This is a genomic window from Pseudarthrobacter sp. 1G09 (assembly GCF_050038305.1).
In the GTDB taxonomy this organism is placed as follows: domain Bacteria; phylum Actinomycetota; class Actinomycetes; order Actinomycetales; family Micrococcaceae; genus Arthrobacter; species Arthrobacter equi.
The window spans coordinates 3,669,719-3,696,290 of the sequence record NZ_CP188306.1 but is presented as its reverse complement, the minus strand read 5'-3'; the positions used below and the strand labels follow the sequence as shown (position 1 = coordinate 3,696,290).

23 protein-coding genes and 1 tRNA gene are annotated in these 26,572 nt (G+C 66.2%); 11 read left to right on the top strand and 13 right to left on the bottom strand.

From position 1 onward, the window contains the following. The first annotated feature begins 55 nt into the window (after nt 1-55). Nucleotides 56-1,372 (top strand): phosphoribosylamine--glycine ligase, encoded by a 1,317-nt coding sequence (gene purD, locus ACP3TD_RS17070; protein WP_426767282.1) that lies wholly within the window; start codon nt 56-58, stop codon nt 1,370-1,372. A gap of 1 nt (nt 1,373) precedes the next feature. Then, nucleotides 1,374-2,315: a phosphoribosylaminoimidazolesuccinocarboxamide synthase gene (locus tag ACP3TD_RS17065; protein ID WP_426764162.1), complete on the top strand. Its 942-nt coding sequence runs from the start codon at nt 1,374-1,376 to the stop codon at nt 2,313-2,315. Nucleotides 2,316-2,354: 39 nt separating this feature from the next. On the opposite strand, the gene ACP3TD_RS17060 is transcribed toward ACP3TD_RS17065, so the two are convergent. Next, nucleotides 2,355-3,620 (bottom strand): helix-turn-helix domain-containing protein, encoded by a 1,266-nt coding sequence (locus ACP3TD_RS17060; RefSeq protein WP_426764161.1) that lies wholly within the window; start codon nt 3,618-3,620, stop codon nt 2,355-2,357. A 133-nt stretch (nt 3,621-3,753) separates the two neighbouring features. On the opposite strand from ACP3TD_RS17060, the gene ACP3TD_RS17055 reads away from it, so the two are divergent. Continuing rightward, complete coding sequence (locus ACP3TD_RS17055) at nt 3,754-3,978, top strand: hypothetical protein (protein WP_015938339.1); 225 nt, start codon at nt 3,754-3,756, stop codon at nt 3,976-3,978. 178 nt (nt 3,979-4,156) lie between these two features. Here ACP3TD_RS17055 and ACP3TD_RS17050 read toward each other — a convergent pair. From ACP3TD_RS17050 to ACP3TD_RS17030, 5 genes are all read right to left on the bottom strand, one after another. Continuing rightward, a tRNA-Pro gene (locus ACP3TD_RS17050) sits at nt 4,157-4,233 on the bottom strand. Nucleotides 4,234-4,299: 66 nt separating this feature from the next. Continuing rightward, nucleotides 4,300-6,126: an ABC transporter ATP-binding protein gene (locus tag ACP3TD_RS17045; protein ID WP_426764160.1), complete on the bottom strand. Its 1,827-nt coding sequence runs from the start codon at nt 6,124-6,126 to the stop codon at nt 4,300-4,302. Continuing rightward, nucleotides 6,123-7,931 (bottom strand): ABC transporter ATP-binding protein, encoded by a 1,809-nt coding sequence (locus ACP3TD_RS17040; protein WP_426764159.1) that lies wholly within the window; start codon nt 7,929-7,931, stop codon nt 6,123-6,125. The genes ACP3TD_RS17045 and ACP3TD_RS17040 overlap by 4 nt, the downstream gene beginning before the upstream one ends. A 132-nt stretch (nt 7,932-8,063) precedes the next feature. Next, nucleotides 8,064-9,008, bottom strand: coding sequence for a metallophosphoesterase (locus ACP3TD_RS17035; RefSeq protein ID WP_426764157.1), 945 nt, complete (start codon nt 9,006-9,008; stop codon nt 8,064-8,066). 6 nt (nt 9,009-9,014) lie between these two features. Next, nucleotides 9,015-11,333: a transglycosylase domain-containing protein gene (locus tag ACP3TD_RS17030; protein ID WP_426764156.1), complete on the bottom strand. Its 2,319-nt coding sequence runs from the start codon at nt 11,331-11,333 to the stop codon at nt 9,015-9,017. Nucleotides 11,334-11,370: 37 nt separating this feature from the next. Here ACP3TD_RS17030 and ACP3TD_RS17025 point away from each other — a divergent pair, with 37 nt between their 5' ends. The 3 genes from ACP3TD_RS17025 to ACP3TD_RS17015 are packed head-to-tail and all read left to right on the top strand — an operon-like array spanning nt 11,371 to nt 12,987. Continuing rightward, nucleotides 11,371-11,526 (top strand): DUF4177 domain-containing protein, encoded by a 156-nt coding sequence (locus tag ACP3TD_RS17025; protein ID WP_011693223.1) that lies wholly within the window; start codon nt 11,371-11,373, stop codon nt 11,524-11,526. 1 nt (nt 11,527) lies between these two features. Further along, nucleotides 11,528-12,061 carry a RidA family protein gene (locus ACP3TD_RS17020; RefSeq protein WP_015938334.1) on the top strand — a complete coding sequence of 178 codons (534 nt, stop codon included), beginning with the start codon at nt 11,528-11,530 and terminating at the stop codon, nt 12,059-12,061. 14 nt (nt 12,062-12,075) lie between these two features. After that, a complete protein-coding gene (locus tag ACP3TD_RS17015) occupies nt 12,076-12,987 on the top strand; it encodes an NUDIX hydrolase (protein ID WP_426764154.1) in 912 nt (303 codons plus the stop codon). 103 nt (nt 12,988-13,090) lie between these two features. Here ACP3TD_RS17015 and ACP3TD_RS17010 read toward each other — a convergent pair whose 3' ends face one another. Continuing rightward, complete coding sequence (locus ACP3TD_RS17010) at nt 13,091-13,768, bottom strand: Crp/Fnr family transcriptional regulator (RefSeq protein WP_009359192.1); 678 nt, start codon at nt 13,766-13,768, stop codon at nt 13,091-13,093. 219 nt (nt 13,769-13,987) lie between these two features. Here ACP3TD_RS17010 and ACP3TD_RS17005 point away from each other — a divergent pair, with 219 nt between their 5' ends. Further along, nucleotides 13,988-15,172, top strand: coding sequence for a MarP family serine protease (locus ACP3TD_RS17005; RefSeq protein WP_426764151.1), 1,185 nt, complete (start codon nt 13,988-13,990; stop codon nt 15,170-15,172). A 15-nt stretch (nt 15,173-15,187) separates the two neighbouring features. Here ACP3TD_RS17005 and aroQ read toward each other — a convergent pair whose 3' ends face one another. Further along, nucleotides 15,188-15,649: a type II 3-dehydroquinate dehydratase gene (gene aroQ / locus ACP3TD_RS17000; protein ID WP_426764149.1), complete on the bottom strand. Its 462-nt coding sequence runs from the start codon at nt 15,647-15,649 to the stop codon at nt 15,188-15,190. Between the two features lie 75 nt (nt 15,650-15,724). Between aroQ and ACP3TD_RS16995 the strand changes: the two genes are divergently transcribed. Further along, nucleotides 15,725-16,753 carry a LacI family DNA-binding transcriptional regulator gene (locus tag ACP3TD_RS16995; RefSeq protein ID WP_426764148.1) on the top strand — a complete coding sequence of 343 codons (1,029 nt, stop codon included), beginning with the start codon at nt 15,725-15,727 and terminating at the stop codon, nt 16,751-16,753. Between the two features lie 9 nt (nt 16,754-16,762). Here the strand turns inward: ACP3TD_RS16995 and ACP3TD_RS16990 are convergent, their stop codons facing one another. The 5 genes from ACP3TD_RS16990 to acs form a co-directional block, all read right to left on the bottom strand. After that, the gene (locus tag ACP3TD_RS16990; protein ID WP_426764146.1) at nt 16,763-17,566 is read right to left on the bottom strand and encodes a DeoR/GlpR family DNA-binding transcription regulator; all 804 of its coding nucleotides are present in this window, start codon (nt 17,564-17,566) and stop codon (nt 16,763-16,765) included. A gap of 57 nt (nt 17,567-17,623) precedes the next feature. Beyond that, nucleotides 17,624-18,547 (bottom strand): carbohydrate ABC transporter permease, encoded by a 924-nt coding sequence (locus tag ACP3TD_RS16985; RefSeq protein ID WP_426764145.1) that lies wholly within the window; start codon nt 18,545-18,547, stop codon nt 17,624-17,626. Continuing rightward, nucleotides 18,544-19,515 carry a carbohydrate ABC transporter permease gene (locus tag ACP3TD_RS16980; RefSeq protein ID WP_426764144.1) on the bottom strand — a complete coding sequence of 324 codons (972 nt, stop codon included), beginning with the start codon at nt 19,513-19,515 and terminating at the stop codon, nt 18,544-18,546. The genes ACP3TD_RS16985 and ACP3TD_RS16980 overlap by 4 nt, the downstream gene beginning before the upstream one ends. A 134-nt stretch (nt 19,516-19,649) precedes the next feature. After that, nucleotides 19,650-20,960 (bottom strand): ABC transporter substrate-binding protein, encoded by a 1,311-nt coding sequence (locus ACP3TD_RS16975; RefSeq protein ID WP_172830004.1) that lies wholly within the window; start codon nt 20,958-20,960, stop codon nt 19,650-19,652. A 207-nt stretch (nt 20,961-21,167) separates the two neighbouring features. Next, nucleotides 21,168-23,180, bottom strand: a complete 2,013-nt coding sequence (gene acs / locus ACP3TD_RS16970; RefSeq protein ID WP_426764143.1) for an acetate--CoA ligase — start codon at nt 23,178-23,180, stop codon at nt 21,168-21,170. A 403-nt stretch (nt 23,181-23,583) separates the two neighbouring features. Between acs and ACP3TD_RS16965 the strand changes: the two genes are divergently transcribed. From ACP3TD_RS16965 to ACP3TD_RS16955, 3 genes are all read left to right on the top strand, one after another. Then, the gene (locus tag ACP3TD_RS16965; protein WP_426764141.1) at nt 23,584-24,993 is read left to right on the top strand and encodes a hypothetical protein; all 1,410 of its coding nucleotides are present in this window, start codon (nt 23,584-23,586) and stop codon (nt 24,991-24,993) included. 68 nt (nt 24,994-25,061) lie between these two features. Then, complete coding sequence (gene nth / locus ACP3TD_RS16960; RefSeq protein WP_426764139.1) at nt 25,062-25,856, top strand: endonuclease III; 795 nt, start codon at nt 25,062-25,064, stop codon at nt 25,854-25,856. A 16-nt stretch (nt 25,857-25,872) separates the two neighbouring features. Continuing rightward, the gene (locus ACP3TD_RS16955; protein ID WP_426764138.1) at nt 25,873-26,550 is read left to right on the top strand and encodes an NUDIX hydrolase; all 678 of its coding nucleotides are present in this window, start codon (nt 25,873-25,875) and stop codon (nt 26,548-26,550) included. The last annotated feature ends 22 nt before the right edge of the window (nt 26,551-26,572 follow it).

Genomic DNA, 26,572 nt, shown 5'->3' with positions numbered 1-26,572 from the left:
GCGGCAAGGACACAGCTTAGGAGCGGGCAGGGTCCACAAAGTACGCTTGGAGACTGTGAAGGTACTCGTCATCGGCCCCGGAGGCCGCGAACACGCCATTGTCCGCTCCCTGCTCGCCGATCCCAACGTGTCCGAGGTCCATGCAGCACCCGGTAACGCCGGCATCAGCAAGTTGGTCCCCACACACAAGATCAACGGTAATGATCCCGACGCCGTCGCGAAGCTGGCCACCAAGCTGGCCGTAGACCTCGTGGTGGTGGGCCCCGAAGCCCCGCTGGCCGCAGGCGTGTCCGATGCTGTCCGTGAGGCAGGCATTCCCGTGTTCGGCCCCAGCAAGGCCGCCGCGCAGCTGGAAGCGTCCAAGGCGTTCGCCAAGGAGATCATGGCCGAGGCAGGTGTGCCCACGGCGATGGCACTGGTGGCCACCAACGCCGAAGAGGCCGCATCAGCACTGGACACCTTCGGCGCCCCCTACGTGGTCAAGGACGACGGCCTCGCCGCCGGCAAGGGCGTGGTGGTCACACGCAACCGCGAGGAAGCCCTGGCCCACGCCCAGTCCTGCTTCGATGCCGGTGGGTCGGTAGTGATCGAGGAATTCCTGGACGGCCCCGAGGTATCCCTCTTTGTCCTCTGCGACGGACACAACACCGTGGCACTTTCGCCCGCCCAGGACTTCAAGCGCATCTTCGACAATGACGAAGGCCCCAACACCGGCGGCATGGGCGCCTACACCCCGCTTGAGTGGGCCCCCGAAGGCCTCGTCCAGGAAGTCCTCGACCGGGTGGCCCAGCCCACCGTCAACGAAATGGCCCGCCGCGGCACGCCCTTTGTCGGCGTCCTGTTCGTCGGCCTGGCCCTGACCTCACGGGGCACGCGGGTTATCGAATTCAACGTCCGCTTCGGCGACCCCGAGACCCAGGCCGTCCTGGCACGGCTCAAAACGCCGCTCGGCTCCCTGCTCCTCTCCGCCGCCAAGGGCGAACTGGACACCGCGGAAGAGCTGCGCTGGTCCAAGGACACCGCCGTCGCCGTCGTGGTTGCGTCCGAAAACTACCCGGACACTCCGCGCACCGGAGACCGCATCCGCGGCCTGAAGAAGGCCGAGGCACTGGAGGGCGTGCACGTCATCCACGCCGGAACCGCCCTGGACGACGACGGCAAGGCAGTTTCCGCCGGCGGCCGCGTCCTGGCGGTGGTCGCCCTGGGCAGTGACCTGGTGGAGGCGCGCGAACGCGCCTACGACGGCGTGGAACTGGTCCAGCTGGACGGCGGACAGTTCCGCAGCGACATCGGCCGCAAGGCCGCCCGCGGCGAAATCAAGGTGCCGTACGCCGCCACGGGTGCGCTGCCCATCACGAAAGCGAAGGCCTAGCATGAGCGAAACTCCCGCATCCCGCGGCTTCAGCAGCGCCAGCACCCTGGACCTGCCGGGCTGGACCCACGTCTACTCCGGCAAGGTCCGCGACCTGTATGAGCCCGCCGACGAGTCAGTCAAGGAACGCGTGGGCCAGGACTGTGTGCTGGTGGTGGCCAGCGACCGGATCAGCGCCTACGACCATGTGCTCTCCAGCGAGATCCCGGACAAGGGCCGCATCCTCACCCAGCTGAGCCTGTGGTGGTTCGACCAGCTGGGCGTGGAGCACCACGTCCTGGGCTCCACCGTCGAAGAAGGCGTCCCGGCCGAGGTCGAGGGCCGGGCCATGATCTGCAAGAAGCTGGACATGTTCCCGGTGGAATGCATCGCCCGCGGCTACCTCACCGGTTCCGGGCTGCTCGAGTACCGGGCGTCCGGTACCGTCTGCAACATCCCGCTGCCGGACGGCCTGGTGGACGGCTCCCGCCTGGAGCACGCCATCTTCACGCCGTCGGCAAAGGCAGCTGTTGGCGAGCACGACGAGAACATCACCTACGACGCCGTGGTGGCGCTGGTGGGGGATGACATCGCGGCCCGCCTGAGTGAACTGACGCTGAAGATCTACACCACCGCGGAGAAGATTGCCCGCGAGCGTGGCATCATCCTGGCCGACACCAAGGTGGAATTCGGCTACGACGCTGTCTCCGGTTCCATCACGTTGGGCGACGAGGTGCTGACGCCGGACTCTTCACGCTTCTGGGACGCCGCCACCTACCAGCCGGGCCAGGCCCAGCCGTCCTACGACAAGCAGTATGTCCGGGACTGGCTGACATCCGCCGAGTCCGGCTGGGACCGGGCCTCGGATACCCCGCCCCCGGCGCTGCCGGCCGGAGTGGTGGACCGCACCCGCAGCCGGTACGTCGAGGCGTACGAGAAGATCACGGGCAAGACCTTCGCCTGACGGGGCCCCAGCTGTCCCCGCCGGCTTAGTGCTGCTGCGCTAGCTGGCCTTCGCAGCGTTGGCGGCCCGCCGCTGGGCCAGCTTGATCTCCAGGACCGCGTCCAGTGCCTGCTGGACGCGGTCCGCCGCACCCGCCGCACTGAAGGCCTTCTGGGCCTCCTGGAGGTGGATCAGGGCCTCCTCCGACTCGCCGGCGGCCTTGAGGGACTTGCCCAGGAGGAGCGAAACCTCGCCAGCGGTGTGTTTGGCCAGCGAGGCCCGTTCGGCATGGATTTCGCGGAGCTTTTCGACGGCGGCCACAATGTCCCCGGTCAGGTACAGCCACCGGGCTCGGATGAACGCAACCTCCAGCTGGTCCGACTTGTTGCCGCCCACGATGGACAGGGCCAGCTCGGCCCGCTCGATGGATGACAGGGTTTCCGGTTCCACGATCCCCGAGGAGAGCCGCACCGCGGCGGAAGCCTTGTTGAACCGTGCCCACAGTTCGATGTCATTCGCGGGGGAGAGCAGGCGGGCAGCGCGCTCGTGGTGCTTAATGCCCTCCTGGTAATCGTGGCGCATGAAGGCCACGTTGCCGATCACCCAGGCGACCTCACCGGCCAGCTGCGACATGGAGTGTTCATCCACATGGTCGTTCATGTCCTGGCAGTACTTCCAAGCCTCATCCAAGCGGCCACTCTCGGCCAGGGCGCCGATCAGGGCCCGGTGTGCGCCGATGATGAGGGTGGAGCCCTTGGGCAGCTGTGCGCAGAGCTTGACAGCCTCCATGGCATGGTCCACCGCGGCGCCGAGCTGGCCCTGGCCCTGGCAGATGCCGGCGAGCATCTGGCGGGCGCGGACAGCGAGGCCCGCGGATTCAGTGGCCATAGGGTGTTCCAGCAGGTGCTGCATGATGCGCTGGCATTCCTGCCAGTTGCCCTGCTTGATCAGGCATTCCGCCTGCATGTAGGTCATGTTCCACCACGCGCTGGTGTTCCTGCCGTCCAGCGCGATCTGCGCGGCTGTGGCGGCGTGGCTGGCGGCCAGCGGGTAGTCCCGCAGGTCCCAGGCCTGCCGGGCGTACAGACCGGCCAGGACGTATTCGGCGTCGCTTACCGAGATGGGCTGGCTCCAGGCTTCCAGCGCCTTGGGTGCCAGCTCCAGCCTGCGAGCCAGCTCCTCGATCACTTCGGCCGTGGGTTCCCTCCGGCCGGTTTCGAGCAGTGAGATGTAGCTGGGTGAATACAGGTCCTTGCCCAGTTCAGCCTGCGTCAGCCCCCGTTCGAGACGCTCCGCGCGGAGCTTCTCCCCGAATCCGTTGCCCACGGCGTTTCCTCCTCTTCCGGACAGTCTTTCCACCAAATGCTTGACAGTCCCTGTGGAAAACATTTTACAATGTATGTCAACAAGGACAGTGCTGGCTTTGTAACGAATCCGACTCGTATTGAGGAACCTATTTATGTTGAAGAAGATCGCAACAGCGGCTGCGCTGGCCGGTGCCCTTGCTTTTTCTGCTGCGGCTCCGGCCGTACTGTCCACCGGTTCCATTGCTGATTCCACGGGTACTTCGGTAGCCGTTGGTAACTGGCCGGACCCGATGTCCAAGAAGGTCAAGGACACCAAGAAGGACACCTCCGGTACCACGTACACCACGTACGTTGGCAACTGGCCGGACCCGATGTAACAGCTTCCTCAACCCAGGAGGCGAGGACAGCCCCGGAGCACTGCTCCGGGGCTGTTTCCTTTAACCTTGGACTGCCCTGCCCCGGCCGCGCCCGGACCTCCTGCGGGCGTCATCGCCGCTGGCTAACGTGGCAGGTAAAGCAAAAGAGGGCCTCCGCAAGGAGACCCTCTTTTGTTACTGGTCGGGATGACAGGATTTGAACCTGCGACCTCGTCGTCCCGAACGACGCGCGCTACCAAGCTGCGCCACATCCCGATCCGCTGCAAAAGCAACTTTACAAGAATAGCGGATGCCGGGTCCCGATGCGAAATCGGCGCCCACTCAGACCAATGAGTCCCTCCAAGCACCGTGCAGATCGGCGAACCGGCCGCCGCCGCTGATGAGGTCGGCAGGGCTGCCGTCCTCCACGATCCGCCCGTCATGGACTACCAGCACCCGGTCCGCCGTTTCCACGGTGGACAGCCGGTGGGCGATGATCAGCGCCGTCCGGCTCTCCGCGTCCGTGCCGGCCAGCAGCCGGGCCAAGCCGGTCTGCACCAGCCGCTCGGAGGGGATGTCCAGGGACGAGGTGGCTTCGTCCAGGATCAGCACTGCCGGCCGGGCCAGGAACGCCCGGGCGAAACTGATGAGCTGCCGCTGGCCCGAGGAGACCCGGCCGCCACGCTTGTTGACGTCCGTGTCGTAGCCTTCAGGGAGTTCAACGATGAAATCGTGGGCACCTACCGCGCGTGCAGCGTCCTCGATTTCGTCCCGCGACGCCTCCGGACGGCCCAGGGCGATGTTGTCCGCCACCGAGCCGCTGAACAGGAAGGCCTCCTGGGTGACCATGACGATGTTGCGGCGCAGGTCCGTGCTGCTGAGGTCCCGCAGGTCCACCCCGTCCAGGGTCAGTGTCCCTGACGAGACGTCGTAGAAGCGGGCGATCAGCTTGGCCAGCGTGGACTTGCCGGCGCCGGTCTGGCCCACCAGGGCCACGGTTTGCCCGGCAGGGATGTGCAGGTCCAGCCGTGGGACCACCAGCGGGCCGGAGCCGTAGCGGAACTCCACGCCGTTGAAGTCGATCCCGCCGCGGGCGTTTTCCAGGGCCACCGGGTTCTTCGGCGGCCGCACGGTGGGGACCTCCTCCAACAGGCCGGAGACCTTCTCGAGGGCCGCCTGGGCGCTTTGGAACGAGTTGTAGAACATGGCCATCTGGTCCACGGGCTGGAAGAAGCGTTTCGTGGAAAGGATCAGGGCCAGCAGGACGCCGACGGCGAGGTCCCCGGATAGGACCCGGAAGCCGCCGAACAGCAGCACCACCGCCACGCATACGTTGCCGATCAGCACCAAGCCCGGCTGGAAAATGCCGTTCAGGTTGATGGAACGGACCGTCACCTGGCGGTAGTCCTCGGCCAGCTGCCCGTAAGTCTCTGCGTTCTCGCGCTCCTTCCGGAAGGCCTTGACGGCGCGGATGCCGGTCATGGTCTCCACGAAGTGCACGATCAGCCGGGCTGACACCACCCGGGACTCCCGGAAGGCGATCTGCGAGTGCTTCTGGTACCAGCGGGCCAGGAAGAACATCGGCACGCCGGCGGCAAGGACCAGCAGGCCGCTGCGCCAGTCCAGTGCGAAGACCGTTACCGCGGTGAACACCATGAACAGCAGCCCGGAGGCCAGTGAACTGACGCCCGAATCCAGGAGTTCGCGGAGCGCCTCGAGGTCCGAGGTCTGCCGGGCGATGATCCTGCCGGAGGTGTACTTCTCGTGGAACTCCAGGCTGAGCCGCTGGGTGTGCCGGAACACGCGCACCCGCAGGTCCAGCAGCATTGCCTGGCTGAGCCGGGCCGTGGAGGTGACATAAAGGGCGGTGAGGCCCGCCGTCGCCACCGCTGCCAGCAGGTACGCGACGCCGGTGAACACCAAGGGCAGGTTGTCTCCGGCCTGCAGGGCGGGCAGCGCGCGGTCGATGCCGAAAGCGATCAGCGCCGGGCCTGCCACGCGGGCGGCCTGGGAGAGCACCACCATGGCGATAGTCAGCCAGAACCGTACCCGGACCGGGCGGATGAGTGAGCGCAGCAGGGCGAGCGAGCGCCGCCGTACTGCCCGGCTGTCGCTCTTGCTGAGGTGGGCGTTGTCTTCGTTGGCGGTACCGAACGTTGCCGTGCTCATCGGGTCACTTCCTCGGCCTGGTCCTCGAGTTCCGACAGTTCGGAGTCCAGGTCCCGCGGCTCCTGGTCGAGGCTGGCGATGACGTAGCGGTAGTGGGCGTTACTTGCCAGCAGTTCGGTGTGTGTTCCAACGGCGGCGATCCGGCCGTCCTCCAGCAGGGCCACCCGGTCCGCCAGCGCCACGGTGGAGGGGCGGTGCGCCACAATCAGCGTGGTGGTGTCCTTCAGGACCTCCCGGAGGCGGGCCTCCACGAGTTCCTCGGTGTGCACGTCCAGCGCGGAGAGCGGATCATCAAGGACCAGGACGCGGGGCCGGGCGGCAATGGCACGCGCCAGTGCGATCCGCTGGCGCTGGCCGCCGGAGAGGCTGAGTCCTTCCTCGCCGATGAGGGTGTCCACGCCCTCGGGCAGGGAGTGCGCGAACTGCGCCTGGGCAACGTCCAGCGCCTCCTCCAGGACGTCGTCCGTCCTGTCCCGGGCGCCCAGCAGGACGTTGTCCCGGACAGAATTGGAGAAGAGCGTGGTGTCCTCGAAGGCGACGCCCACCACCTGCCGGAGCTCTCCGACGTCGAACTCCTTCAGGTCCACGCCGTCGATGGTGATGGAACCGTCGCTGACGTCGTACAGGCGGGGGACCAGCTGGATCAGGGCGCTCTTGCCGCTGCCGGTGATGCCCACCAGCGCCATGGTTTCGCCCGGCCGGACCTCCAGGTTGATGTTCTTCAGGATGGGTTTGTCCGGGGCGTCCTCGAACGCGAAGGAGGCGTTGTTGAAGCGCAGCGCCCCGGCCAGCGTTGCGGGGGCGCGGGGCTGGGGCGGGCTGGTGATGGTGTTCTGCGTGTCCATCACCTCGTAGTGCCGGTCGATAGCGGTCTTGGCGGTGAGTGCCATGGCCAGCAGCATCCCGGAGAACTCCACGGGGGAGGCGATGACCGCTGCCGTGGCGAAGAAGGCAACCAGCGATCCGATGCTGAGCTGGCCGCTGGCGCAGAGCATGACCCCCACCACCAGTCCGGCGCCCAGGGCGAGCTCGGGGAGCAGGGTGACCACCATGGTGAAGGTCGCCTGGTGGCGGGCCTTTTCGATCTCTGTCTGGCGGAGTTCCTCCGCCTGCTCGTTGAAGTTCTCCAGCGCCTCCCGGCTGCGCCCGAAAGCCTTCAGGACGCGGATGCCGTGAACGGACTCCTCCACGGTAGTGGCGAGATCGCCGGCCTGGTCCTGGCTGCGCCGGGCAACCTTGCTGAACCTGGTGCGGAACCGGAAGCTGTTGATGGTGATGGGAACGGCGGCAGCCAGGAAGATCAGGGCCAGCTGCCAGCTCATGGAGAACATGGCCACGATGCCGATGATGACCGTCAGTGTGGTGACCACCAGCATGATGGCGCCGAAGGCCATCCAGCGGCGGAGGAAGTTCAGGTCCGTCATGGCCCGGGACAGCAGCTGCCCGGAACCCCACCGGTCGTGGAACGACACGGTCAGGTCCTGCAGGTGGTCATAGAGGGACACCCGCATGCGGGTTTCCACGGTGGTGGCGGGGTTGATGACGAACTGGCGGCGCAACGCCACCAGGCCCGCTTCTGCCACGCCCAGGACCAATATGACGCCGGCCGAGATCCACACAGCATCGGATGCCCCGCCGGGCTTCAGCGATTCGTTGACCAGCACCCGCAGGACCTGCGGGATGGTGAGGGCCACGATACTTGCCATCAATGCGCACAGGAGCCCGAGCAGCAGCCGGGGGATGATGGGCCGGACATGGGGGTAGAGACGGCTGATTGACCTGAAAAATGGAGTTTGCTTCGCCATGCCCGCTTCTAAAGCTCTAAAACGAATGTAGTTTCCCGTAGCAACTACCCTATGCCATCACGTGAGACGATTCACAGGATCCAGAGCACATCAGCCAGCTTGCTGACTTATTGCATTCCGTAATGCGTGCGGTCAGCTGGGGGAGGTGAGGGTCAGCAGGACGGCCTCGGGCCGGCAGGCGATCCTCACCGGGGCGAAGCGCGAGGTGCCGATGCCGCCGGAGACGTTGACCGGCGTCGTACGTCCGTTGCTCTGCCAATCGTTCAGGCCCTTGGCCCGCCAGGTGGGGAGGTCGCAGTTGGAGACCAGCGCACCGTAGCCGGGGATGCACAGCTGCCCGCCGTGGGTGTGTCCGGCCAGGAGCAGGTCCGCGCCCTCGCCCGTGAAGTGGTCCAGCACCCGCTGGTAGGGCGCGTGGATGACCGCCACCCGGAGGTGGTCCTTGGCGTCCTGGTTCCGGGTCCCGCGGGGCCAGCCGGCGTAGCGTTCCCGGTTCAGGTGGGGGTCATCCACGCCGGAGAAATCGAAGCGCATGCCGTTCAGGACCAGTGACTGGTTCCGGTTGGTCAGGTCCACCCAGCCGCCCATTCCGAATCCGGACCGCAGCCGTGGCCAGTCGAGGGCCACCGGCTTGGGTTTGGCCTTGGACGGGCCCATCAGGTAGGACGCGGGGTTCTTCAGGGTGGGCGCGAAGTAGTCGTTGGAACCCGGGACGAAGACGCCCGGGAATTCCATCAGCGGCTTGAGGGCAGCCAGGAGGGGCTCCACGGCCTTGATGTGGCTGAGGTTGTCGCCCGTGTTCACCACGAGGTCCGGCCGGAGTGTGGCCAGCTGCCCGAGCCAGGCAGCCTTCTTGTCCTGGCCCGGAACGAAGTGGATATCGCTGAGGTGCAGGATGCGGAACGGCTCCCTGCCGGGGGGAAGGATGGGCAGCGTCTCTTCGCGCAGGACGAACTGGTTCTTCTCCCATAGGCCGTACCCGAAGGCGGCCAACCCGGCCGCTGATCCTACCCCTGCGGTTACGGCAAAGCCGCGCCCGATTGTCCGGGCGCGGCTTACCAACGTGTCCATGGTCATGGCCGGCTAGTCTTTCCCGCTGTTGTTGCCATTACCGTTGCCGTTGTTGCTCGGCTGGGGAGCCGGCTGGCTTGCTGCCGGGGCGGACGGTGCCTGCGGTGCCTGAGTGGCCTGCGGAGCGGTGGTGGCCGGGGTGGTGCTCCGGGTGGTGCCGTTTACCAGGTTGCTCGGCGGTGCCGGGAACGGATCGGTGCCGTAGCCCGGGGCAATCTGGGACATGTAGTTGGAGAACATCGGTCCGGCGATCATGTACCCGTCAATGCCCTGGTAGAACTTGCCGTTCACGGTGATGTTCTGACCCGGACGGCCCTGGTCGCCGAGAGCGTCACCGAACCACGTGGCGGTGGCAAGGCCCGTAGTGTGGCCAACAACCCAGGTGGAGCCGTTGTTGTTGGACGTACCCGTCTTGGCGCCGATGGGGAAGCTGGTGCGGGTGGAGATCCGGGGCTGGATCAGCGAACCGGAGCCGCGGTTCAGGACTTCCTGCAGTGCGTAGTTCACGCCGCGGGCAACCTCGGGCTTGATGGCGTCGCGGCAGTTGGTGGACTGCGCCGGGAGCTGCTTGCCCGTGGCGTCCGTGACGGACGTGATGGCAATGGCCTCGCAGAACTTGCCGTCGTTGGCGAACGTGGCGAACGCGCTGGCCATGGTCAGCGGCGACGTCTGCGTGGAACCCAGCAGGTTGCCCAGCAGGTTCATGTCAATCTTCGGGTTCGGCTCCGAGCCGTCCGCCGACGGCAGGCCGCTGTGGAGTCCTACGGCGTCAACCACCTTCTGGATGCCGCAGAAGTCCAGCTGCGCGGCCGAAGCGAACGTGACCGTGTTGATGGAGTTGTACAGGCCTTCCAAGACGGACAGGGGCCGGTACCACTGGCGTTCGGCGTTCTGCAGGTCATCGGCGGTGCCAAGGCCCGCGTTCTTCTGCGCCGTGCTGTAGCCGCCGGTTACCTTGCCGCAGGAGTTCCGCCACGGGAAGCTCAACGGATACACGCGCTGGGCGGCGTTGACCACGGTGTTCATGGACTTGCCCTCGTTGAGCCACTCCGCGAACGTGAACGGCTTCATGGTGGAACCGGGCTGGAAACCACCGATGCCGTTGAGGTCGTTGCCGTCCTTGTCCATCTGGTCCACGTTGAAGTTCAGCTGCGAATCGAAACCCTGGTTCGGCAGGAACGTGGTGTTCTGGGCCATCGAAATGATCTTGCCCGAGTTCGGCTGGACGGACACCAATGCGGCGCCCCACTTGTCGGGGTTGGCACCTGCGGAGGCGTTGACCTGGTCCTGGGCAACAGCCTGCGCCTTCGGGTCAAGCGTGGTGGTGATGGTCAGGCCGCCGCCGTAGATCAGGCGCTGGCGCTCTTCACGTTCGGCACCGTAGGCCGGGTTGTTCTCCAGGAGGTGCAGAACGTAGTCGCAGAAGTACGGGGCGGAGGAAGCATACGCACAACCCTGCTTGGGCTGGGTCACCTTGGGCTCCACCGGGGTGGCCACTGCGGCGTCGTGTTCTTCCTTGGTGATCTTGCCTTGGTTCAGCATCAGGCCAAGCACCAGGTCGCGGCGCTGCTTGGAGCTCTCCGGGTTGGTGATGGGATCGAAAGCGGAGGGGCTGTTCACCAGGCCGGCCAGGAGCGCTGCCTGGGGGAGCGTCAGGTCCTTGGCGGAGGTGCTGAAGAAGTACCGCGAGGCGGCTTCGATGCCGTACGCGTCGCGGTTGAAGAAGACGATGTTGAGGTAGCCCTCAAGGATCTGGTCCTTGCTGAACTCCTTCTCGAGGGCGATGGCCAGCTTCATCTCGCGGAGCTTGTCGCCCACGCCCTTGTTAACGCCGTTGAGCTTGATCTGGTCCTCGTTGCCTTCGGCGGCGAGGTTGGCGTTCAGCACGTTGTTCACGTACTGCTGGGTGATGGTGGATGCGCCCTGCTTGTTGCCGCGGGCGGTGGCAGCCAAGGCACGCAGGATGCCGGTGGTGTCCACGCCCCCGTGCTCATAAAAACGGCTGTCCTCGACGGCGATGACAGCTTCCTTCATGAACGGCGAGATCTGGTCCAGGGCAACCTTGGTGCGGTTTTCCGTGTAGACGCTGGCAATCTCGCTGCCGTCCGCGGCCAGGATCCTGGTGGTCTGGTTGGGCGGATCGACCTTCAGTTCTGCCGGGAGGGTGTCGAAGAACTCGATCGAACCGCTCGCTGCGCTGCCGGAGACGGCAGCAGCCGGCACCAGGAGGCCGGCCACCAGGACACCGCAGACAGCACTCACGCCAAGGAAAATGAGGATCTTTCCGAGGGTGGTGGCAGTGTCGAATAAGGGGTTCGTACGAGTTGCCATGTTTTCCACTTTACCGGCAAGGACTAGTCTTTCTCTCATGACCAAATGGGAGTACGCGACGATTCCGCTCATTATTCACGCCACAAAGCAGATCCTGGACCAGTGGGGAGAAGACGGCTGGGAGCTCGTCCAGGTCGTCACAGGACCTGACGGCAACGGACTGGTTGCCTACCTCAAGAGGGAGAAGCAGTAGCATGAGCACCCCCGCAGAAGCCCGCACCGGCGCGGAATCAGCCCCCGTTTCAGCTGTTGAGCAGCGCCTGGCTGAGCTCGGCCTGACGCTTCCCGAGGTTGCCGCCCCCGTGGCCTCCTACGTTCCCGCCGTCATCTCCGGCAACCACGTCTACACCTCCGGCCAGCTGCCGTTTATTAACGGCAAACTCGAAGCTACGGGCAAGGTGGCCGCCGGCGCCGAAGCGTTCGCCGACGAGCCCACGGTTTCCCCCGAAGACGCCCAGAAGTACGCCGCAGTGTGCGCTGTCAACGCCCTCGCCGCCGTCAAGAGCGTCATTGGCGACCTTGACCGGATCACCCGGATCGTCAAGGTTGTGGGATTCGTCTCCTCGGACCCCACCTTCACCGGGCAGCCCGCCGTGATCAACGGTGCCTCGGAACTGCTGGGCCGCGTCCTCGGCGACGCCGGCCAGCACGCCCGTTCCGCCGTCGGCGTTGCCGTCCTTCCCCTCGACTCCCCGGTGGAAGTCGAACTGATCGCCGAATTCAGCTAGGACCGGTCCTTTCCTTGCCACAGCTCGCCCGCCGTCTTTTTGCACTCCCCGAGGAACTTGTTGGAGCAGCGCAGAGCTGGCTTGAACACGGCGAGCGGACACCCCGGGCTGCACGCCTGGCGTCCTCGGTAGTCCTGCTGCGGGATTCCCCCAACGGCCTGGAAACCTGGCTGGCCTACCGGCCGGGTTCCTCGCCGCTGGGGGTCCTTGCGTTTCCCGGCGGATCGCTGGACACGGCCGACGACGATCCCATGGGCTGGCTGGGCCCCTCACCCCAGCACTGGGCTGAGCAGATGGGAACGGACGACGTCGGGCTGGCACGCCGGCACGTCGTGGGCGCCATCCGCGAACTCTTCGAAGAGACCGGGATCCTGCTGGCCGGGCCGGACATGTCCAGCACCGTCGAGGCCACCTCCACTGCCGAGTGGATGAGGGCCCGCGTTGCCGTGGCCGAACAGGAAAAAACCCTTGCACAGGTTCTGGACAAGCGCGGCCTTCTGCTGCGTACTGACTTGCTGAAGTCCCTGGTCAACTGGCGCACCCCCGACTTCGCGCACCGCAGGTTCGATACGCGCTATTTCGCCGCCACGGTCCCTATGGGCCAGGAGCCCACGCTGCTGGACGGCAAAGGCATCTGGGGCCGCTGGGTCAACGCCGCGCAGGTCATCGAAGGGCGCAACACCACAGCCCTCGGCGATGAAGCCGGGCAGGAGAACACCACCGGGCGGACCCTGGGCAAGCTCCTGGTGCCGGGCTCGGAGATCATGCTCGAAAAGATGGCCTCGGCCAACGGCTGCATCGCCTACCTCAGCTACAAGCGCAAGGCGCACGTCTACCAGCCGGTCCTCGTGGAAGAGGACGGACAGCTGATGCTCGAAGTGGAAGCCGCCAAGACCACCCCCGGCGACCCCCAGCGCGAACGCTAACGCCACGCGCCCCATGAGCGGGCGTGTCCGGGCAACCGACGGCGAAAGGCCGCCCTTCACTGAGGAAGGGCGGCCTTTTTCGTTTCGCTTAAGTGCGCAGCGCTTAGCGGGAGCGCTGCCGGAGTCGCTGCATGTCCAGGATGACGACGGCGCGGGCTTCCAGGCGGAGCCAGCCTCGCTGGACGAATTCGGCCAGGGCCTTGTTGACGGTTTCGCGTGAGGCGCCCACCAGCTGCGCCAGCTCTTCCTGGGTTAGTTCGTGGGCCACCAGAACGCCGTCCGTGGCGGGACGGCCGAAGCGGTCCGCGAGGTCCAGGAGGGCCTTGGCCACACGGCCGGGGACGTCCGAGAAGACGAGGTCCGACAGCGAGTCGTTGGTGCGGCGGAGGCGGCGGGCCAGGGCCTGCAGCAGCTGGGCGGACACCTCGGGGCGCGTGCGCAGGAGGTTGTTCAGGCTCTCGTTCTTGAGCCCGGCCAGCCGGGTCTCGGAAACGGCGGTGGCCGTGGCGGTGCGGGGGCTGGGGTCGAACAGTGCCATTTCCCCGAAGAGCTCGCCCGGCCCAAGGATGGCCAGGAGCGATTCGCGGCCGTCCGGGGACGTGCGCCCCAGCTTCACCTTGCCGGAGACGATGAAGTAGAGCTGGTCACCCTGGTCGCCTTCGCGGAAGACGGACGCGCCGCGGGAGAGGTCCACCTCGGTGAGCTCGTCCGTCAGCAGACGGAATGCGTCGTCGTCGAGCGTGGCGAAAAGGGGTGCTCGGCGCAGTACCTCGATGTCCATGAAATCTCCTGAGTAAAAGTATCGTCTGTGGCGCTTTTGCCATTGTTTCAGAATTTTCAAGCTTCTGTGACGAACTTGGCAGCCGAAACGCCTATAAGACGGCCTGCGACGGGGCTTGCCTGTCCCGGCCGGGAGGCCCGTTGTGACGGGGATGACGTCACAGATGATTGTCAGGGACCCCCACTAGAATGAGGCTTCAACTGTTTATAAGGAGCCTTCGTGGTCGGCTTGACTGTCCTGGACCTGATCCTGATCCTGGCGTTGCTGTCCTACCTGGTCTACGGGCTGCGTAACGGCTTCCTCGTCACTGTTGGCGGCTTGGTCGGCTTTGCGGCCGGCGCCATCGCCGCGTTCTTCGCCGTCCCGCTGGTCAGCGGCTTTGTTGCGGACTCCGGATGGAGGCTGACCGCCATCGTGGCTGCCGCCGTCGTACTGGTGGTGCTGGGCCACGGCCTGGGCACCATGGTGGGCCGGCAGGTCCGGGGCGCCGTGCGCATCCGGCCGCTGCGCGCCGTGGACCGGCTGGTGGGCGGCGCGGTGAACGTGGTGGTTTCGGCGCTGGTGATGTCGATGCTGGCTTTCAGTGTCAGCTCCCTGGGTGTGCCGGTGGTGTCCCAGCAGCTGGCCGAATCCAGGGTCATCCGCTTCATCGACGGACTGACTCCCATCCCCGTCAAGGCCACCATGGCGCAGCTGCGCTCCACGGTGATCGGCAACGGCATCCCCACCCTGATCGAGGGCCTGGGGCAGGGTCCGGCTGTTCCCGTTCCCAACGCCAGCACGGATACGCCGGCACTTAACCGGGCCGCCGCATCGGTGCTGCGCATTGCCGGAACTGCGTACGAGTGCGGCCAGAACCAGACCGGCACCGGCTTTGTGGTGTCCGAGGACCGCGTGGTCACCAATGCGCATGTGGTGGCGGGCGTGTCGCAGCCCGTGGTGGAGATGCCCGACGGCGATGCCATGCCCGGGCGCGTGGTCTACTTCGACAGCAGGCACGACCTCGCGGTGCTGGCCGTTGACGGGTTGCCTGCGCAGCCGCTGTCCCTGTCGGCAGACCTTCCCGGCGGCAGCCCGGCCGCGTTCTCCGGCTACCCCCACGGCGGACCGTTCCAGTCCAAGCCGGCCACCGTCCAGGACATCGCCACCGTCCTGGTGCCCGATATCTACGGCAACAACCCGGCCCCCGAAGACATCTACCGGTTGGCCGGTGACGTGCAGCCGGGCAACTCCGGCGGCCCGCTGCTCACCACTGACGGCCAGGTGGCCGGAGTCATTTTCGCCAAGGCCACAACGGACTCGGACGTGGGTTTCGCCATCACCATGGATGAGCTGAACCCGGTGGCCGCGCAGGCATCCTCCCTGAGCGCGCCGGTGTCCTCCGGCCAGTGCATCCAGAAGTAGGGGCTCCCGAAGCAGCTAGAGGGTCTCGGCCAGGTAGTCGATGGCCAGCCGGTATCCGGTAACGCCTGCGCCCACAATGACGGCGGCGCACACGGGCGACAGGTAGGAGTGGTGCCTGAATTCCTCGCGCCGGTGCACGTTGGTGATGTGGACCTCGACGGCGGGAAGCTGCACGGCGGCGAGGGCGTCACGCAGTGCCACAGAGGTGTGGGTGAAGGCGCCGGCGTTGATGACGATGCCTGCCGCTGTTTCGCGCGCGGCGTGGATGACGTCAAGCAGGACGCCTTCATGGTTGGACTGGACGCATTCCACCGCGAACCCGTGCGCCTCGGCTGCCGAGCGTGCCAGCTGCTCCACGTCGGCGAGGGTTGAGGTGCCGTACTTTTCGGGCTCCCTGGTGCCGAGCAGGTTCAGGTTGGGGCCGTTGATTACCAGGATGGTGCCGCGGCCGGTGTCCGGGGTGGAGGCTTCAGTCATGCTTGCCAATCTATCGGCTGGCCCGGCGTGCCGTGCATTCTTACGTGCCTCCTCCTGTCGGAGCCTGGAGCTAGCATGTACTCCATGACCATTTCGGCTGTGCCGGGGCCCCGGGGGCCTGTGACGCGCAAGGATGTTGCGCGGTTCGCCGGGGTCAGTACTGCCGTGGTGAGTTATGTGGTTAATGGTGGTCCGAAGCGGGTGGCGCCGGCTACTGAGGCGAAGGTCCAGGATGCCATCCGGCGGTTGGGGTACCGGCCAAATGCTGCGGCGCGGGCGTTGAAGCTGGGTTCGAGTGAGACCATCGGGCTGGTCATTCCGGATAACAGCAACCCGTTCTTTTCGTTGCTGGCCCACGCGGTGGAAGAGGCCGCGGCCGAGCTGGGGTATGCCCTGGTGCTGACCAATTCGGACGGGAACGTGGCCAAGGAACGCCGGAACGTCCGCAACCTGGCGGCCCGGCAGGTGGACGGCGTCATCGTCTCGAGTGTGTTGATGGAACCCGGGGCGGCGGACTTCGAGTCGGCGGAGGTCCCGGTGGTGTTGTTGAACCACAGTGGCGAGGCGCCGGGGTTCAACAGTGTGGGCGTGGACCTGGTGGCTGGTGCGCGGGCTGCCGTGGAGCACCTGATCGGTCACGGGCACACGCGGATCGCGTTGGCGATGGGGACGAACACGGGCAATTACTATGACGGCCGTGAGGAGGGCTGGCTGCAGGCCCTGGCTGGGGCGGGCCTGCCGGAGGGCCCCATTGTGCGGACTCCGTTCACGCGGGAGGGCGGTTACGCTGCGGGCAAGCGCTTGCTGGCCGGGGCGGAGCGGCCCACGGCTATTTTTGCGACGTCGGACCTGCAGGCCGTGGGGATCCTGCGGGCGCTGCACGAGGCGGGCCTGTCCGTGCCCAGGGACATGGCGTTGGCGTCCTTCGACGGGTCGGCGGAAGCGGAGTACAGCTGGCCGCCCCTGACCACGGTCAGGCAACCGGCAAAAGCCATGGCCGAAGCCGCGGTCAACGCCCTGATCGGCACCGGCCGCGGCAACACCCCTGAACACCTGATATTCCCCGCCGACCTCCAGGTCCGCCAATCCTGCGGCTGCCCCTGACTATCTGCCTCAGGCCGGCTTGCCGAGGGCGGGCGCGAGCCGCAGCCTGCCAACCCTGTCCTGCAGGATGCGCTGCGCATCGGATCCGAGCCCGGGATCGCTGATGACCTCGTCCACGTCGTCCAGTGACGCAATGGAACTGATGCCCAGCACGCCCCATTTGGTGTGGTCTGCCAGCACCACGGTTTTGCGGGCTGCGGCCACGAAGGCCCGGTCCGTCTCGGCTTCCAGGAGGTTGGGGGTGGTGAAACCGGCTGCCGAGTCCATGCCGTGGACACCGAGGAACAGCAGGTCCAGGTGCAGTTGCTTGAGTGCGCTTGTGGCGATGGGTCCCACCAGGGCGTCCGAGGGCGTGCGCTGGCCGCCGATCAGGATCACTGTGGAGCTGTAGCGGGCCGGGCCCGTGGAGGCGGCGTGGTGGAACAGGTCGGCGATGCGCACCGAGTTGGTGACCACCGTGATGGGCGGTCCGTTGACCAGTTCCTTGGCAAGCGCCCACGTGGTGGTCCCGGCGCTCAGCCCCACCGCCATCCCTTCCTGGACCAGCGCCGCAGCCTCCACCGCAATGGCCCGCTTCTCCGCTGTCAGTTGGGTGGACTTCTGCTCGAAGCCGGGTTCGTGGGTGCTGGCATCGCCGGGAAGCTTGGCGCCGCCGTGGATGCGCTCCAGCTTGCCGCCCTCCTCCAGCAGTTCGATGTCCCGGCGGACCGTCATCAGCGAGACGCCCAGTTGCTGGGCGAGGTCCGAGACGCGGACAACCCGTTCGCGCTGGACGACGTCCACTATTGCCTGGTGGCGTGCTGCGGGGAGCATGGAGATCCTTTCGTGCTGCGGTGGGGGAGCGGTCTCCCCGTCACCTTCCATGATGGTCTACCCCTTGCTGGAACCCAGAGTCAGGCCCGCAACAAACTGCCGTTGCAGGAGCAGGTAGATCACCAGCGTGGGGATGACGGTGATCACCGCCCCCGCCGCCAGGAGGTTGTAGTTGCTCAGGAACTCGCCCTGCAGGTTGTTGATGGCTGTGGTGATCGGGAGCCGGTTGCCGCTCTGGATGAAGATCAGGGGCCAGAAGTAGTCGTTGTAGATGAAGATGACCTGGAGGGTGCCGAGTGCCGCGAAGGCCGGCCGGCAGAGCGGCATGATGATTTCCCGGTACTGCCGCCAGATGCCGGCGCCGTCCACCAGCGCCGCCTCCGTCAGGTCCGCCGAGAGAGCCTTCATGTAGTTGGACAGCACGAACGTGCAGAAACCCATCTGGAAGGCGGTGTTGACGGCGATGACGATGATGTAGGTGTTCAGCATGTTCCCGGAGTCGCTGAACGAATAGGGCACTTCGAAGTGCTTGGCCATTTCGAACAGCGGCGCGGCAAGGACCTGCGGGGGCAGCAGGTTGCCGGCGGTGAACATGATGAGCAGCGTGACGTTGAACTTCCAGCTCACCCGGCTGACGGCAAAGGCCATGAGGGAGGCCAGGAACAGGGTCAGCAGCACGGCGGGGACGGTGATGATGACGGAGTTCCAGAAGTACGTGGCGAACCCGCCCTGGGTCCAGGCCTGCACGAAGTTATCGAAGTTGAAGTCACCGGCGAAGCTGAAGTACCCGTGTTCGTTGGTGGAGGCCACCGGACGGAGCGCCGTGTACAGCGACCAACCGAGGGGAACCAGCCACATCACCGCCATGACCAGCAGGAAGATGTGCGTGCCGTAGTGGCGTTTGGGCCGGCTGCCGGTGCGCGGAGCGGCAGCTGCCGGGGCCCGGCCGTTGCGGACCGTGGGTGCTGGGGTGGTGCTCATACTCTGTTCTCCTTGCCAAAGGTGCGGCTGAGGTAGAAGACGATGGGGACGAGGGAGATGACCAGCAGCACCACAGCCAGGGCGGAGCCGACGCCGATCACCTGGCCTTCGCCGACGAGGTTCTGGATCACCAGGGCGCTAAGCATCTCCAGGCCGTTGGTGCCGCGGTTGATCACGTACACCACGTCAAAGGCGCGCAGGGATTCGATGATGGTGATCACCACGATGACGATGTTGATGGGGCGCATGGCCGGGAACACCACCCGGAAGAAGGTCTGCGCGGCATTGGCGCCGTCAATGGATGCCGCCTCCCGCAGGCTGGGGTCCACGCCTTTCAGACCGGCTAAATAGAGGAGCATGACGTAGCCGGCGTGCCGCCAGGTGGCCGCGATCATGGCGGCCCAGATGTTCACGGACGAGTCCCCGAACCAGTCGACGGCCTGCGGTGTCCCCGCAGTGCCGAGGAGGAAGTTCAGGAGGCCGTTGTCGCGCTGGTAGAACAGCTGCCAAATGATGCCGATGAGGGCGAGGGAGAGCATCACGGGTGCGAAGAAGATGCTCTGGTAGATCTTGCTGCCGCGGATGTTCTGGTCCAGCAGCACCGCCAGCAGCAGGCCGAGCGGCGTAGCGATCAGGGCCAGGAAAAGGAGCCACATGAGGTTGTGCTGGACGGCCGGCCAGAAGGGCGGGTAGTCCTGGGTGATGTACTGGTAGTTTTCGGTGCCCGCGGGACGGATGTCGGCCAGGTCCAGGCCATTCCACCGGGTAAAGCTGAGCCCGATGGACATCAGCGTCGGCAGCCATACCAGGGCCAGTTCAATCAGGGTGGGGATGCCCACCATCAGCGACAGGACTGCCTTGTCCCGGCCGGTCAGGCGGCGCACCCGGCCGCCCCTGGTCCGGCCGATCCGGCCGCCGCCAGGTTCCTGCGCTTCCGGCGGGATCAATTCTTGCGCGGTGCTGCTCATGGAAATCTTCCCTCTGCTGGTGGGACGCCGCTGGGGCGGTGCTGGGTGGGGACGCTGGAAGGGAACGGACGACGGCGGGCGTGCGCCGCCGTCGTCCGTCCTGCAGTGCTGCGGTGCCGGTGTGCTGTGGGCGGCTACTGCGCGGCGTAGAGGGTCTTGGCCTGCGCCTCGAGGTTTTTGACGTCCATCTTGCCGTCCTTGATGAAGCTCTGGAGGGCGGGAATCATCACGTTGTTGGCCATGGCCGGCAAGGCGTCACGGTCGAAGAACTGGCTGATGTACTTCGCATCCGCGATGGTCTCGGCACACTTCTTGTTCAGCGGGCTGAACTTGGAGGTGTCGGTCCCCTTGGCGGTGGCGATGTTGGAAGCATCCACTGCGGCGTAGGCGTCCTGCGCTTCGGGTGTGCCCAGGTACGCCATGAAGTCCCGCGCAGCCTTGTTCTCGCCGCCCTTCTTGGAGAGCAGGAGGCCGTCGATGGGGGCTTCGACGGCGTCCCGGCCCTCCATGGCGATCTCCGGGAACGCGAAGAAGTCGATGTCGGCCAGCACTGCCGCATCGGTGAACTGCTGGGTGACGAACGAGCCCAGCAGGTACATGCCGGTCTTCTTTGACTCAAGTGACTTGGCTGCGTCCTGCCAGGTCTGGCCGAGGGCCCCGGGATCCTGGAACGGCAGCAGCGCCGACCAGGTGTCAAAGACCGCGCTGACCTTCTGCTGGTCCCAGGATTCCTTGTGCGCGCACAGGTCGACGTGGAACTGGTAGCCGTTCAGCCGCATGTTGATGTAGTCGAAGGTGCCCATGGCGGGCCAGCCGTCCTTGTCCGCGAAGCCGATGGGGATGATGCCGTCCCCCTTCATCTTGGCGGCCAGGGTCTTGAGGGCGTCAAAGGTTTCCGGAACCTCGTACCCCTTCTCGGCCCACAGGCTCTTCCGGTAGAAAAACCCCCACGGGTAGTTGTAGTTGGGAACGAAGTACAGCTTGCCGTCGGGCCCGGTGGAGGCCTTCTTCAGGGCATCGGAGTAGTTCGCGCCGATGGTTTCCCAGACGTCGTCGATGGGAGCCAGGAGTCCCTTGCCGGCGTAGTACTGCATCCGGTAGCCGGCAAACCAGGTAAAGGTGTCATCCGGGGAACCCTGAAGGTAGGAGTTGATCTTGTTCTGGAAGTCGTTGTGGGGGACCGTGTTGGTGGTGACCTTCTTGCCGGTCTTGGCCGTAAAGGCATCAGTGACCGCCTGGTAGGCCCGCTTGGGCACGTCGTCGGAGGAGCCGGAGCCGAAGGTCAGTCCGCCGGAATCGGTACCTGTTGCGGACGGTGCGCTGCCGCCGGTGCAGGCTGCGAGGAACGGGATGCCGGCCAGGCTGGCAGCGCCAACGCCGGCGGTCTTGAGGATGCTCCGCCTGCTCGGGAAGGCAGTTGCGGACGCATCAAAAGGTGAAGCCATGTTCTCTCCCTTGAGTAATAGCAGCATGTGAGGCACCTCACATAAGTACGACTATAACCTCGCAAAACAGAACATGGAACAACGCTTAATAACACTTCTGCAATTGTTATTTTTGAATCGTCACAAACCCCGAATGACCCCTTTTATCCCGGAAATACGGGGTAAACGGGGCCATTCGGAGGTGAAGCGGAGAATAGTAAGCCGGTGTTACTTTCTGAGCGACTGAGCGATCTGCTGCATGATCGTGGGATCGGCCAAGGTGGTGGCGTCGCCCGGGTCGCGGCCTTCGGCGACGTCCTTGAGCAGGCGCCGCATGATCTTGCCGGAGCGGGTCTTGGGCAGTTCCGGGACCACCAGGATGTTCTTGGGCTTGGCGATGGGGCCGATTTCCTTGCCCACGTGGTTGCGGAGTTCCTGGACGGTTTCGTCGCCGTTGTTCGCGGCGTCACCGCGCAGAATGACGAAGGCCACGACGGCTTGGCCGGTGGTCTCGTCCGAGGCGCCCACGACGGCGGCCTCGGCCACGGCGGGGTGGGAGACCAGGGCGGACTCGATTTCCGTGGTGGAGAGGCGGTGCCCGGAGACGTTCATGACGTCATCCACCCGGCCGAGGAGCCAGATGTCGCCGTCCTCGTCCTTCTTGGCGCCGTCCCCGGCGAAGTACATGGTCTCGAACCGGGACCAGTAGGTGTCCTTGAACCGTTCGGGGTCGCCCCAGATGCCGCGGAGCATGGCCGGCCAGGGTTCACGGATCACCAGGAACCCGCCGTGCCCGTCGGGTACGGACTGACCCATTTCGTCCACTACGTCCACGGCGATGCCCGGCAGTGGCACCTGGGCGGAGCCGGGTTTCGCCGCGGTGACCCCGGGAAGCGGGGCGATCATCTGGGCCCCGGTCTCGGTCTGCCACCAGGTGTCCACGATGGGCGCCTTGTCCCCGCCGATGACCGTCCGGTACCACATCCACGCCTCGGGGTTGATGGGTTCACCCACGGAGCCGAGTACCCGGATGGAGGACAGATCGTACTTGTCCGGGATGTCCCGGCCCCACTTCATGAAGGTGCGGATGGCGGTGGGCGCGGTGTACAGGATGGAAACTTTGTACTTTTCCACGATCTCCCACCAGCGGCCCTGGTGCGGGGAATCCGGAGTGCCCTCGTACATGACCTGGGTGGCGCCGTTGATGAGTGGTGCGTAGGTGACGTAGGAGTGCCCGGTGACCCATCCGACGTCGGCCGTGCACCAGTACACGTCCGTCTCCGGGTGCAGGTCGAACACGGCCTTGTGGGTGTACGCGGTCTGGGTGAGGTAGCCGCCGGTGGTGTGCAGGATGCCCTTGGGCTTTCCGGTGGTGCCGGAGGTGTACAGGATGAACAGCGGGTGCTCGGAGTCGTGGCCCACGGCGGTGTGCTCGGGGGAAGCTTCACCGACGGTTTCGTCCCACCAGAGGTCGCGGCCCTCGTGCCAGTCGACGTCCTGGCCGTTGCGCTTGACTACCACCACGTTCTGGACAGTGTGCCCATCCTGGGACAGGGCTTCGTCCACGGCCGGCTTCAGCGCACTGGGCTTGCCGCGGCGGTACGTCCCGTCAGCGGTGACTACCAGCTTGGCCTCAGCATCGTCGATGCGAGAGCGCAGGGCATCGGCCGAGAAGCCGCCGAACACCACGGAGTGGACCGCGCCGATCCGTGCGCAGGCGAGCAGCGTGATGACTGCCTCGGGGATCATGGGAAGGTACACAGCCACGCGGTCGCCCTTGGAAACGCCGAGGGATTCGAACGCGTTCGCGGCCTTCTTCACTTCCTCGGTCAGCTCGGCGTAGGTGTAGCTGCGGCTGTCGCCCGGTTCCCCTTCGAAATGGATGGCGACGCGGTCGCCCAGCCCGTTTTCCACGTGCCGGTCCAGTGCGTTGTACGCGGCGTTGACTTCGCCGCCCACGAACCACTTGGCGAACGGCGGGTTGGACCAGTCAAGGGCTTCACTGAAGTCCTTGCTCCAGGTGAGCAGCTCACGGGCCTGCTTGGCCCAGAAAGCCGGACGGTCGGCATCGGCCTCTGCGTAATCACCGGCCTTAACCACTGCATTGGCCGCGAACTCCGGCGTGGGCGGGAAGGTCCTGGTCTCATGCAGCAGGTTTTCAAACGCGTCGCCCTGCTGTGCACCCTGTCCTGCCGGGGCAGCGGGGACGGTAGCCGTGGAGCTTGGAGTGTCCTGGGACATGTGAACCTCATCATTCATCGATCTTTGCTGCGCGGGATGCAGGTCACGGCCGTGCCGGGCCGCAAGCACGACACCGGGCACCGGCCGATCACGGACATACCGCAAAGAGCTGTTCCGGAATACACCCTAACTCTTGCCGGCGCGGCCATGTGTGCCTTGTCACAGTTGTGCCCGTAAGCGGCATTTTTTGTGCGGTGAATGGTTTCTGTGGCAGTTCGGGGAGGTCCCCCTGCCGCCGTTTCAGCTAGTGATCAGCCGGGCTGTTGACTAGGCTGAAATGAAATTGTGACTTTACTTCGGGCCCGCGGGCCGGGCTCCGGGCCCGGCCGGGGGAACGGTGTTTCGACGGCACATCGTGGATCGGCCCAGGCCGGTTCCGTGCCGCCATGCTAAGGAGAGCAGAATGAACCAGCCCAGCTACGGCCAGAAAACCGGCCCTGCCACGGAAACGGGTACCGGCCAGGCCGGCGCCGCCGGGGCAGGCCAGCAGGCCGCACCCCAAGGCGCCGGGACGCCGTTCCGCCTCGCCAAGGATTCCAACCAGGCAGTGCTTGGCCCCTTCACCGTGCGGGACCTGACGGTCTTCGTGGCCACCATCGTCCTGTTCGTTGCTTCGCTGCTGCCCATCTTCGGCGCACGCTACAACCTGTGGAACCTGAACAACCTTTTCTTCCTGGGCCTGGGAATCCTGTTGCCGCTGATTGTCAGTGCACTGTTCGCTGCCCGCCGGTTGGCGCCCGCCACAAAGATCCGCGTGGGCTCCCTCTCCGTTGACCAGTTCGCCTCGGTGTCCGCGTGCTTCGCAGTGGCGTTCTTCTTCATCTCCGTTGCCGGGGCCTATGTTCCCAGCCTGCTGGTGGGTCTGATCGGTTCCATCATCCTGTTTGTCGCCACCGTACTGGGCCGGTTCGTGCCCTATCTCTCCAGCGACTTCCTGGGCCGCGCCGAAGCGCCCGCGCACGTGGCGGCCCGCGAATCCGCAGTACCCGCACCGGCGCCCCGCGCCCCGAAGCAGCCCAAGCCTGAGGCAGCGGACAAGCCCGGGTCCCACCCTGAAGCGGATTCCCACCACAAGCATGAAGCCACCCCGAAGTCCCGGCTGGGCGGCAAGCTGTTCGGTGGGGCCGGTGCCGGATCTTCAGCGGTAACGCCTGAGTCCTCGCACCATACGCCTGGGTCCTCGCCCCACGCACCGGCGGCGGCCACCACGCCGGCAGTGCGCCCGTCGGACGCCGTGGCACCCGCCACCGCTGCCGCTCCCACCGCGGCTCCGGCTCCGGCAGCAGCAGGAGCAGCTGCGGGCACTCCCGTATCCACGGCGCCCGAAGCAGCCGACCACGCTCCCGAGGTGGACGCCGGCCCGCCAACCCAGGCCGCCGACGTCGTCCGCCCTGCTGCAGCACCGGCCGCAGAGGAAACACAGCGCGCCAACGTTCCCGCCGCTTCCGCGGGCCAGCAGGCGGCAACGCACGACGCCGGAGGTTCCCCGGCTGCCTCCGCTCCGCAGCGAACGTGGGAGCCGCCGGCCGCCACCGCTGTGCACCAGCAGATCCGGGTCGAAGAACCGATCGGCGCCACCGTCGATCCGACGAGCCACGACGCCGAGGACGAGCACCCCGTCCACGAGGCCTTCTGGTTTGCCGTGGCCCAGCACCGCACCGCGTTCGATCCGCACAGCGGTTCCCCCGCCTTCGTCATCGAACCCGGCGGCTGGGTCCTGGCCCTGGAAGACCGCGGACACGAGTTCTTGGTGCAGCACACCGACGGACGCCTGGGAGTCCTCCGCGACCTCAGCAACATCGAGCGCGGCTAGCCCCCATGGCCGCGCCGCGGGCCGCCGGAAAGGGCGGGCAGGCTGGGTCCGGTGGGCAGGCTGCAGGGATGCCGGTGGTTTCGTCCGAGTCGGCACTGGCCCTGAAGCGGCGTGCCCGGCGGATCAACCGTGCGCTGGCCGAAAAGTACCCCTACGCCCACGCGGAGCTGGACTTCACCAACCCGTTTGAGCTGCTGGTGGCCACGGTCCTTTCTGCCCAGACCACCGACGTCACCGTCAACCTGGTCACGCCGGTGCTCTTCGGACGCTACCCGGACGCCCGTGCCATGGCCGAAGCGGATCCGGCCGTGCTTGAGGAAATCCTCAAGCCCACCGGGTTCTTCCGGGCCAAGTCCCGGAACCTGCTGGCCCTTGCCACCCGCCTGGTGGACGAGTACGACGGCGTGGTCCCCGGCCGGATCGAGGACCTGGTCACGCTGCCCGGCGTGGGCCGCAAAACTGCCAACGTGGTCCTGGGCAACGCCTTCGGAATCCCCGGAATCACCGTGGACACCCATTTCGGGCGGCTGGCGCGGCGATTTAACTGGACGCAGTCGGACGATCCTGTCCAGGTCGAATCGGACGTGGCAGAACTTTTCGAGCCGCGCGACTGGACCATGCTCTCGCACCGGGTGGTATTCCACGGCAGGCGCGTCTGCCACTCCCGGAAGCCGGCCTGCGGCGCCTGCCCGGTGGCCAACTGGTGCCCCAGCTACGGGCTCGGGGAAATGGATCCGGTGAAGGCCGCCAAGCTCCTCAAATATGAGCTCGCACCGGGCAACGAGGCGTTGCTGGAGCAGCTGCAGGCTGACACGCACCGGGCGGCGGAGATCCGGATGGCGTCGCAGCGGCGGCCCCTTTGAGTGCCGGGGAATACCTGTGAGCGCCAGGGAGGACCTGCTGGGGCTGGCGCGGCGTGCAGCGTCCGGATCCAATACCACCCCGGACCCGCGGTGGGCGGCCCTGACCGTCGACGCGAGCCTGGCCCGCCGGGCCGCAGTGCTGATGCTGTTCGGCGCCCTTGATGACGTCCCCGCGGTCTCCGGCAAGCCGCTGGCCCCGGCCGATCTCGACGTGCTGCTGCTGGAACGGGCCCATACGCTCGGTTCGCATCCCGGTCAGGTCGCCTTCCCGGGCGGAAGCCTGGATGCGGGTGAATCCGCCGTGGACGCAGCCCTCCGGGAGGCCGAGGAGGAAACCGGCCTGGACTCGGGCGGCGTTGAAGTCCTGGGCACCCTGCAGCAGCTCGGCCTGGCCCACAGCAACTTCCTGGTGACCCCTGTGCTCGGCTGGTGGGCGTCGCCGTCGCCGGTGCGCGTGGTGGACTATGCAGAATCCGCCCAGGTTTTCCGGATCCCCGTCCGCGATCTCCTGGACCCGGACAACCGGGTCATGGCCACCGTCCACCGGGCAGGGCGGGCGTTCGACAGCCCGGCCTTCACGGTGAACGGCGTGGTGGTGTGGGGTTTCACCGGCATTGTGCTCAGCGGCCTCTTCGACCAGCTGGGCTGGTCCGTGCCCTGGGACAGCACCAGGCTGCACCCCATCAGCGTGTAGGAATTAGGGCGGCCGCGCGCGC